Raw genomic sequence first — 9,315 nt, 5'->3', positions numbered from 1 at the left:
GGAAGTTCCTCTCTGTCTGCAGTCGCCAACCAACGGGAATGCATGACACGGCGCCCATCGAGCCGTCAGGTCGGTGATCCCTGGCTGGAGCGTTCAGCGATTGTTGCGTCACGAACGCTCCCAATGCCTCCCGGCACCGCGTCCGAGCGTTCCCGCGTTCGGGGGATGACGCCTCTGATCGTATGTCGCTCGCGCGGACGCCCGAAGGGCTCGACAGCCCGAGTCATTGCCACATTCCCGTTTCACGTCCGAGGGCCATCGCCCGGAGCATTCGCCGATGCAGTTCCTGATCAACGACAAAACCTACGAGTGCGAAGCGGACATCCGCACCTCGCTGCTCGATCTGCTGCGCGACCATCTCGGGCTGAGCGGCACCAAGAAGGGCTGCAACCAGGGGGCATGCGGAGCCTGCACCGTGCTCGTCGACGGCGAGCGCATCAACGCGTGCCTCGCGCTGGCGGTGAAATACCAGGGACGCGCCATCACGACGATCGAAGGCGTCGCGTCGACCCGTTCGCTCCATGCATTGCAGGCCGCCTTCATCGAGCGCGACGGTTTCCAGTGCGGTTACTGCACGCCTGGGCAGATCTGTTCGGCACTCGGGATGATCGGCGAACTCAAGCGCGGCGTACCGAGCGCGATGACCACCGACCTGCGCAACACCACGATCGATCTGTCGCCCGACGAACTGCGCGAGCGGATGAGCGGCAACCTCTGCCGCTGCGGTGCCTACAACGGCATCGTCGACGCAATCGAACAGACGTATCGCGCCGAGGTGACGGAATGAACGAATTCCGTTACGAACGTGCGGCCGACAGCGCGACCGCGACGACGTTGTTCGCGGCGGGGACGCATGCGCGCTACCTCGGCGGCGGAACGAATCTGGTCGACCTGATGCGCGAAACGATCGAGCGGCCGGACCTCCTTGTCGACGTCAGCGGACTGGACGCGCAGATCACGCTGCGGGACGACGGAGCATTGATGATCGGCGCCGCGGCGACCAACACCGCCGTCGCCGAACATCGTCTGGTGCGGGAACGCTATCCGGTGCTCGCTCGCGCGATTCTGGCGGGCGCATCCGGGCAGATCCGCAACATGGCGACGGTCGGCGGCAATCTCCTGCAGCGAACGCGCTGTCTGTATTTCTTCGACGGTGCGGCACGCTGCAACAAGCGTTCCCGCGGTTCGGGATGCGATGCGGTCGACGGATTCAACCGCATGCACGCGATCCTCGGCGCATCGCCGAGTTGCGTCGCGACGCATCCGTCGGACATGGGCGTGGCGCTGGCGGCGCTCGGCGCCGAGGTGCATGTGCGTGGCGCATCCGGCACGCGGACCATTGCGATGGTCGATCTTCACCGGCTGCCGGGCGACACGCCGGAGGTCGAGACCGACCTCGCGTCCGGTGAGCTCATCACTGCAATCGAACTGGCGCCGCTCGCATTCGCGGCCCACTCCATCTATCGAAAGGTGCGCGACCGCGCGAGTTATGCGTTCGCGTTGGTCTCGGTCGCTGCAGCACTCGACATCGACCCGGCCAACGGCACGATCCGCGATGTGCGCATTGCGCTCGGCGGCGTCGCGCACAAGCCGTGGCGGGCAACGCTCGCCGAAGACGCGCTGAAGGGTCAGCACCCGACCACCGCGAACTTCGCGCGCGCCGCGGCGCGGGAGCTCGAACCCGCTGTCGGACTGTCGCTCAACGCATTCAAGATCGAGCTCGCCAGGCGCGTCATTGTCGCGACGCTGGCCGAACTGTCGTCGACCACGGAGCCGCGCGCATGAGCCTGATCGAGAAGGCAATGGAAACGGTCGTGAAACTGCTGCCGGACAAACCGGCCGATCCCCTGATCGGCGCCCATCGCACGGTCGGCCAGCCGGTATCGCGACTCGATGGACCGGTGAAGGTGATCGGGACGGCGCGGTTCACCGCCGAAGTGACGATCGACGGACTCGTGTTTGCGTCGCTTGCTTGCAGCACGATCGCGCGCGGTCGCATCCGCTCCATCGAGACCGCGGCCGCACGCCGCGTGAGCGGTGTCGTCGACGTGATGACCCACGCCAATTGTCCGCGCATGGACGCACCGCCAGCGATGGTCCGGGATCCGAACGGCGCCGCGATGAGTGATCTGCCGGTGATGCAGGACGACAGCGTTCGCTGGAACGGGCAACCGGTGGCGGTCGTGCTGGCCGAGACGCAGGAAGCCGCGGATCACGCGGCGTCGCTGATCGTCATCGACTACGAAGCCGAACCCGCCGACCTCGCGTTTGAGGCAATGGTTCCGGACGCGGAGATGCCGAAGAACATCCTCGGCCAGTCACCCGACGTGCGCCACGGCGATGCGGAAGCCGCGTTGCGAAACGCAACCACGCGCGTCGACCGGATCTACCGCACGCTGCGCCACTACAACAGCGCCATCGAACTGCACGTCACGACCGCGCATTGGGAGGCCGATGATGCACTCGTGATCCACGATGCATCGCAGACGCTGCAGGCTTCGCGCTACACGATCGCCAAGGCATTTTCGTTGAAGCCGGACAACGTGCGGATTCTTGCACCGTTCGTCGGCGGCGCGTTCGGCAGCAAGGGCGTGTGGAACCATACGCTTCTGTGTGTCGCCGCCGCGAAGCTCGTCGGTCGGCCGGTCCGGCTGATGCTGTCGCGCGAAGACGTGTTCCGGGCAACCGGCGGACGCACGTTGACCGAGCAGCGCGTCGCACTCGGTGCGAACGCCGACGGAACACTCGCTGCGCTGATCCACACCGGCACCACCGCAGTCACGTCGCACAATTCGTTCCCGGAGCAGTTCACGTTTCCGGCGAGGCATCTGTACGCCACCGACAACCTTTATCTGCAGCAGAAAGTCGTGCTGCTCGACATGGTTGCCAACACCGCGATGCGGGCGCCGGGCGAGTCGGTCGGCACGTTCGCGCTGGAATCGGCGCTCGACGAACTCGGTCACGCCATGGCGCTCGACCCCGTCGAGTTGCGTCGGCGGATCGAGCCGGTGCGCGATCCCGAAAAAGGCACCGAATTCTCGTCGCGCCATCTGCTTGAGGCGTACCGACGCGGGGCGGAGCGGTTCGGCTGGTCGAACCGCAATCCGGTTCCACGCGCACGGCGCGATGGCGAATGGCTGATCGGTCACGGCGTTGCGACTGCGACGTATCCCTACTATCGGCGGCCCGCATCGGCGCAACTGCGCCTCGGCGACGATGGCCATGTGGTCATTCGTGCGGCAGCGCATGAAATGGGGATGGGCACCGCGACGGTGCAGGCGCAGCATGCGGCGGAGCGACTGGGGTTGCCGCTCGATCATGTGCGTTTCGACTACGGCGACGCGGCGATGCCGAAAAGTCCGCTCGCCGGGGGATCGTGCCAGAGCGCGAGTATCGCCGCTGCGATTCTCGCGGTGTGCGCAACGCTGGTGAAGGATCTGCTCGAACTGGCCACCGACGGTTCGCCGCTTTCCGGCGCGGGCGTGGATGATGTCGAAATGCGCGACGGCGGCCTGTATCTGAAGGACGCCGGCGGTCGGGGCGAACGTTACCAAGACCTGCTGCGCCAGGCCGGGACGCGCTTCATCGAGTGCGCCGCCGACGCGCCGGCCCCGACCGAGATCCTGAAATACTCGATGCACTCGTACGGCGCACAGTTCTGCGAAGTGCGGGTGAGCGCGATCACCGGGGAAGTGCGCGTGACACGCTGGCTCGGGTCGTTCGATACCGGGCGCATCCTCAACCCGAAAACCGCACGCAGCCAGTTCCGCGGCGGCATCATCATGGGCATCGGCATGGCGCTGATGGAAGACGCGCTGTTCGACGAACGCAGCGGCAGGTTCATGAATCCTTCGCTCGCCGAATATCACGTGCCGGTCCACATGGATATCCCCGAAATCGACGTGATCTGGAACGACATCCCCGATCCTCATACGCCCCTCGGCCTGCACGGCATCGGCGAGATCGGGATCACGGGCGTCGCGGCGGCGATTGCGAATGCGGTGTTCAACGCAACCGGCATCCGCATCCGGGAATTGCCGATCACGCTGGACAAGCTGCTCGCGGCGGGGATTGGCGAAGACTAGACGTCGTCGTCGTCGACCCGGCTCGACCCGCGCCGGCGGGTCAATGGTCCCCGGTGGCGACGGCGCTTACCGCTGGTCCCGCGCACTCACCGCGAGCGTCGTTGCCACATCCGCAGACGGTTGTTGGCAGGCATTGGCAAATCATCAACCAGATGGAAGCCCGCCGTCAGCGCGAGGACATCGACATCGGCACCGTCGCGGATGCCCATGTGCGGAACCCGGGCCTTGAGCGACGCATCGAACGCTGCATTGCTGTCGCTGGTGAAACGACCGTCGACATTGAACGGACCGTAGATCGCGAGCTTCGCGTCCGGTGTCGTCACGGCCGGAAGCGCTGCGAACAAGGCTTCGACGTCGGGCCAGCTCATGATGTGCAACGTATTCGCGCTGAAGATGGCGTCGAACATGCCACGTGGCCAGTCGTCACGCGCGACATCCAGTTGCAACGGAGCCGGCGTATTCGCGAGCCGCGCTTCGTCGAGCCACAAGCGCAGGCCGGGGAGATGCTCGGCGCGATCCGAGCTCTGCCAGGTCAGGTGCGACAGCATGGCTGCGAAATGGACAGCGTGCTGGCCGGTACCGCCGCCGATTTCGAGCACATGCGTACGGTCGGAAAAGAATCCGCGAAGCACTTCGAGGATCGGCGCCCGGTTCCGCTGGCTTGCGGGTGAGAACGGTTTTTCGGTCATGCCGGCAGTGTGCACGAGCGCATCTTCCACGTCAGCCGACGGCGCCGCACTGGATGTGACCGTTGTCCGGATCGTCGGCCGCGGGAGTCGGTACGATGGCGGCCCCGACCGGCCGGAGTGCGCGAATGAACCGCCTGTTCTCCGGACTGGTGCTCGCAGCCGTTGGGGTCTCGTCGTCCCTCGCCGCTACGCTGACGACGTTCACCGATGCACCGAACCTGTATCAGCGGATCGACGGTTTCGGCACCTGCCTGTCTGGCGCCGTCAGCGAGGAGGGGTGGTTCCAGGATCTGTACTTCAGCGACGCGCAGCTGTCGATCGAGCGGATGGACCTCGTTCCGGTCTTCAAGTCGCCGACGTCCGACTTCACGTACAACTCGCCCTGGTTCCACAACAGCCCCGCGCTGCCCGGGCCCGACGGCAACAACGTGCGCACATACACAGGCGCGGGCGATTACGGGCGGACATTCGCGGGGCGGAATGCGCCGATCGTCGTGATGGGACCGGATATCGACGCGAACGCGTCACACTTCGACTACGAAGCCGAGGGTCCGCACGGTGCGGGCATCCTCGCCCAGCTCGGTCAATCGCACGCGGCTGCGCTCGGCGGATTCAAGCTGATCGGCTCGCTTTGGTCGCCGGCGCCGTGGCTCAAGATCTCGTCGGGCAACACGATCGGCAATGCGGCCTATCCACTTCCGGTGGGTGGTACGCCGTGGCCCTTCGTCTGGGCCGGGAACTTCGCCGGTGGCAAGCTCGATGTCTCCGATACGCCGCTCGCCCTGTTCAACGATGGCGACGGCCCGACCAGTGCATTGACACAGTTCGCGCGATCGACTGCTGCATATCTGCGCGGTTTCCAGAACCGCTTCGGCGTGAGGTTCTACGCGATCAGTATCCAGAACGAACTCAATTTCGAAACGTTCTACAACAGCGCGACCTATCCGCTGTCGTCGCACTACATTGCGGCGCTGACGCGCGTGCGCGCGGAACTCGATCAATACCCCGATCTCGCCGGCATCGGCATCATCGGCCCCGAAGACCTGCTTGGCGGCGACGCTTACGGCATGTGGGAATACGGCGGTCCGGTCCACAAGAACCTGCAGTACCTGAAGAACATCGGCGCCGACCCGGCCGCCGAGAGCGCGATCAAGCTGTTCGCCATTCACGGTTATGCCGCCGATGGCGCGAGCGCAGCGGATGCGACGCCACAGCAATGGCTGTGGTGGCGAAATGGGTGGACTGCGAGTCCGGCCGCTGGCATTCCCGCCAACGTTGCAGGCTTCGCAAGTCACGGCAAGCGCTCGTGGATGACCGAGACCTCAGGCGAAGCGAATGCGTGGCTCGCACCGGTGTCCGGCTTTCCCGGGCAGGGCGCGTTCGGCCTTGCGTTGCGCATCCATCAGGCGCTCGCGGTCGGCGACCAGAGCGCGTGGGTGTACTGGCAGATGGCCGACGGAAGCGCGGTCGGCGAGCAGACGCTGACCGACGGCAACGCTGGAGCCAACTCGCCAAAGTATGTTGCGTTCAAGCACTACGCGCGCGACATCCGGCCCGGCGCGATGCGCGCGCGCGTCGATGTCGACGGCAACAGCAACGTGGTCGCGAGCGTCTACTGGAACGCCGCCGACAATGCGCTCACCTGGGTCGTGCTCAATGGCGGCGCGTCGGCCGAGCCCGTGACGATCACGCTGCCGGCGCTGCCGCCCGCAGCGTCGGACTACTCATTGGCACGCAGCAGCGATGGCAGCCTGTGGCAAACCTCGACGCTGACTCCGTTGGCGGGCGCTCTGACGTTTACGCTGCCCGCGTATGGCGTTGCGACGATCAACGGTGCGTCAGGCAATGATGTGATCTTTGCAACCGGCTTCGAGTTGCAGTGAGACGAACAGGAAAAGATCGGCTTGAGCGCATGTTCGTCGTGTTCGTCGGGGTTGAGGCTTTCGCTTTCGACGGCGATGAGTATGCGATCCTAGCGGCCGCTCCACGCGGCGGTTCCGCATGCTCAACCGGCTTTGGCTCGGCTTCTTCCTGACGGCTGCGGTTGCCGCACTGGCGCAGTGGCTCGTCGGCGGCAACGCGGGCGTGTTCGCGGCCATCGTCGGCAGCCTGTTCGACATGGCGCGCCTGTCGGTCGAGGTGATGGTGCTGCTGTTTGGCACGCTCACTTTGTGGCTCGGGTTCCTGCGCATCGCCGAGCGCGCGGGGTTGATCGACCTTCTCGCACGCGCACTCGGTCCATTGTTCGCGCGCCTGATGCCCGACGTCCCGCGCGATCATCCGGCAGTCGGCCTCATCACGCTGAATTTTGCCGCGAACGTCCTCGGTCTCGACAACGCGGCGACGCCGATCGGACTGCGCGCGATGCGCGAGTTGCAAACGCTGAATCCGAGCGCGACGGTTGCGAGCAACGCACAAATCCTGTTCCTGGTGCTCAATGCGTCGTCGCTGACCCTGTTACCGGTATCGATCTTCATGTATCGCGTACAGGCTGGCGCGCACGATCCGACGCTCGTGTTCGTTCCGATCCTGTTGGCGACCAGTGCGTCGAGCCTGACCGGTTTCCTTGCGGTCGCCTTCATGCAGAAGCTGAAACTGCGGGATCCCGTCGTGCTTGTGTGGCTGTTGTCGATCGCCGTGCTGCTCAGCGCATTCATCGCGGCGTTGTCGACGTTGTCAGCGGCGGCGCTTGCGCCGCTGTCCTCCCTGCTCGGCAACCTGACCCTGTTTGCGATCGTGCTGTCGTTCCTGGTCGTCGGGGCATGGCGCAGGGTGCCTGTGTACGAGGCGTTCGTCGACGGGGCGAAGGAGGGATTCGACGTCGCGAAGAGTCTGCTGCCCTACCTCGTCGCGATGCTGTGCGCGGTCGGAGTGCTGCGCGCGTCGGGCGCGCTTGATTTCGCGCTCGATGGCATCCGCTGGTGCGTGCAGGCGATCGGTCTCGACACGCGCTTCGTCGATGCGCTGCCGACCGCGCTGGTGAAGCCGTTCTCGGGAAGCGCAGCGCGCGCGTTGCTGATCGAGACGATGAAGACGCAGGGTCCGGACAGCTTTGCCGCACTGCTCGCGGCAACCGTGCAGGGCAGCACCGAAACCACGTTCTACGTGCTTGCAGTGTATTTCGGCGCGATCGGAATCCAGCGGACGCGTCACGCGGTCGGGTGTGCGTTGCTCGCCGATCTCGCTGGCGTCCTGGCGTCCATTGGCGTGTGCTACTGGTTCTTCGGGTGATTTGTCCCGGCACCAGAAAATTGCATGTGCAATAGAACAACGATAATATTGCAACAGAAAAACAGCGCAGGAGTGCCGTCGTGCAAGCATCCGTTTCGCGCAAGATCACGCCATCGGCCGATGCCGCGAGCGTCCTGACCAAGGCTGCGCTACGCGCGGCCGATCTCCTCGAAGTTCCACAGCGCACGCTCGCCGAGATCATCGGGGTGAGCGCATCGACGATTTCGCGGGCCGCCGCCGCGCATGCGCCGATCGATCCGCACAGCAAGGCCGGTGAACTGACCCGCCTGTGGGTGCGGGTATTCCGCTCGCTCGATGCGATCGTCGGTTCCAACGACGCAGCTGCGCGAACCTGGCTCACCTCGGCCAATTCGGCGTTCGCCGGTGCGAAGCCGCTCGATCGCCTGCGCAGCGCGGAAGGGCTGATCCACGTGCTGCACTACCTTGATAGTGCGCGGGCGAGGCTCTGAAGGGCGGAACTCGGGAATCGGTGCGAGCCTGGCGTCGCGCGTCCTGCGACCGATGATCACCAGCATGCGTGACCGACCGCTGGCACGGAATCCATGAACATCGACATGTTGCGCAACGCGATCCGGCGTATCGCCGCAAAGCCATGGCGGGTCGTCGAAGCCCAGCATCGTGCCTCGACGATGCGCCTGGTCGATACACTCGATGAGCAACGGCTGCTCGAGGACCTGCTCGAATCGAGCAAGCCGCCGCTGCCTGCCGATGCGGCATCGCTGCACTACCTGCTGGCAACGCCGTTTCGTTATCCAGCGCCGCCACCGGCAGGCTCGCGCTTCCGCGGAATCGGAGATCCCGGAGTCTGGTACGGTGCCTCGGCGGTTCACGCGTCACTCGCGGAAGTTGCGTACTGGCGGCTGCGATTTCTGGCTGACTCGCCGTCCACGCCCGATCTACCGCCGGTGCCGCACACTGCGATCCGCGCCAGCGTTGCCGGAACCGCGCTCGTCCTCACGGATGCACCGTTCCAGTCCAGATCTGCGGACTGGGAGAATCCGCGGAGTTACGTTGCAACCCAGGCGGTTGCGCGCGAGGCGAGAATGCTCGGGGTCGCGCTGATCCGGTATCGCTCCGTTCGAGATCCCCAGCATCGGCCGTGCATCGCGGTGCTGACGCCAAAAGCGTTCCGCGGGAGTGAACCGCTCGAACAGCAAACGTGGTTGATCAAGGTCACTCGCGAACGCGTGCTGGCGGAGACGGACCTCGGTGCCGACCGGATCGCGTTCGATGCAGCGGAGGTTGGCGCGCCGCAGCCGGTGCCGAAGACATGAGCATGCCGGTTGCAT

The 9,315-nt window shown here is 65.3% G+C and carries 8 protein-coding genes; 7 read left to right on the top strand and 1 reads right to left on the bottom strand.

Annotation, left to right across the window (positions count from 1 at the left end; translation table 11 throughout):
- Window positions 1-277 precede the first annotated feature (277 nt).
- Genes ABIV12_RS00880 through ABIV12_RS00870 form a run of 3 tightly spaced genes read left to right on the top strand, consistent with a single transcriptional unit; the run spans window position 278 to window position 4,085 of the window.
- Window positions 278-787, top strand: a complete 510-nt coding sequence (locus ABIV12_RS00880) for a 2Fe-2S iron-sulfur cluster-binding protein (RefSeq protein WP_348055269.1) — start codon at window positions 278-280, stop codon at window positions 785-787.
- Window positions 784-1,785, top strand: a complete 1,002-nt coding sequence (locus ABIV12_RS00875) for a xanthine dehydrogenase family protein subunit M (protein ID WP_348055267.1) — start codon at window positions 784-786, stop codon at window positions 1,783-1,785. Before ABIV12_RS00880 ends, ABIV12_RS00875 begins: the two co-directional genes overlap by 4 nt.
- Window positions 1,782-4,085 carry a xanthine dehydrogenase family protein molybdopterin-binding subunit gene (locus ABIV12_RS00870; RefSeq protein ID WP_348055265.1) on the top strand — a complete coding sequence of 768 codons (2,304 nt, stop codon included), beginning with the start codon at window positions 1,782-1,784 and terminating at the stop codon, window positions 4,083-4,085. The genes ABIV12_RS00875 and ABIV12_RS00870 overlap by 4 nt, the downstream gene beginning before the upstream one ends.
- 86 nt (window positions 4,086-4,171) lie before the next feature.
- Here ABIV12_RS00870 and ABIV12_RS00865 read toward each other — a convergent pair whose 3' ends face one another.
- Window positions 4,172-4,774, bottom strand: a complete 603-nt coding sequence (locus ABIV12_RS00865) for a DUF938 domain-containing protein (protein ID WP_348055263.1) — start codon at window positions 4,772-4,774, stop codon at window positions 4,172-4,174.
- A 125-nt stretch (window positions 4,775-4,899) separates the two neighbouring features.
- On the opposite strand from ABIV12_RS00865, the gene ABIV12_RS00860 reads away from it, so the two are divergent.
- The 4 genes from ABIV12_RS00860 to ABIV12_RS00845 all read left to right on the top strand — a co-directional run bounded on the left by ABIV12_RS00860 (window position 4,900) and on the right by ABIV12_RS00845 (window position 9,300).
- Window positions 4,900-6,657, top strand: a complete 1,758-nt coding sequence (locus ABIV12_RS00860) for a hypothetical protein (protein WP_348055261.1) — start codon at window positions 4,900-4,902, stop codon at window positions 6,655-6,657.
- A gap of 118 nt (window positions 6,658-6,775) precedes the next feature.
- Window positions 6,776-8,005: a nucleoside recognition domain-containing protein gene (locus tag ABIV12_RS00855; protein ID WP_348055259.1), complete on the top strand. Its 1,230-nt coding sequence runs from the start codon at window positions 6,776-6,778 to the stop codon at window positions 8,003-8,005.
- Window positions 8,006-8,085: 80 nt separating this feature from the next.
- Window positions 8,086-8,475, top strand: coding sequence for an antitoxin Xre/MbcA/ParS toxin-binding domain-containing protein (locus ABIV12_RS00850; RefSeq protein ID WP_348055257.1), 390 nt, complete (start codon window positions 8,086-8,088; stop codon window positions 8,473-8,475).
- A gap of 93 nt (window positions 8,476-8,568) precedes the next feature.
- Window positions 8,569-9,300, top strand: a complete 732-nt coding sequence (locus ABIV12_RS00845) for an RES family NAD+ phosphorylase (RefSeq protein WP_348055255.1) — start codon at window positions 8,569-8,571, stop codon at window positions 9,298-9,300.
- Window positions 9,301-9,315 lie beyond the last annotated feature (15 nt).

The sequence above is a fragment of the Dokdonella sp. genome (genome assembly GCF_039926425.1).
In the GTDB taxonomy this organism is placed as follows: domain Bacteria; phylum Pseudomonadota; class Gammaproteobacteria; order Xanthomonadales; family Rhodanobacteraceae; genus Dokdonella_A.
Note: the sequence above shows the minus strand (reverse complement) of the source record. Positions and strands in the feature narration are given on the sequence as shown.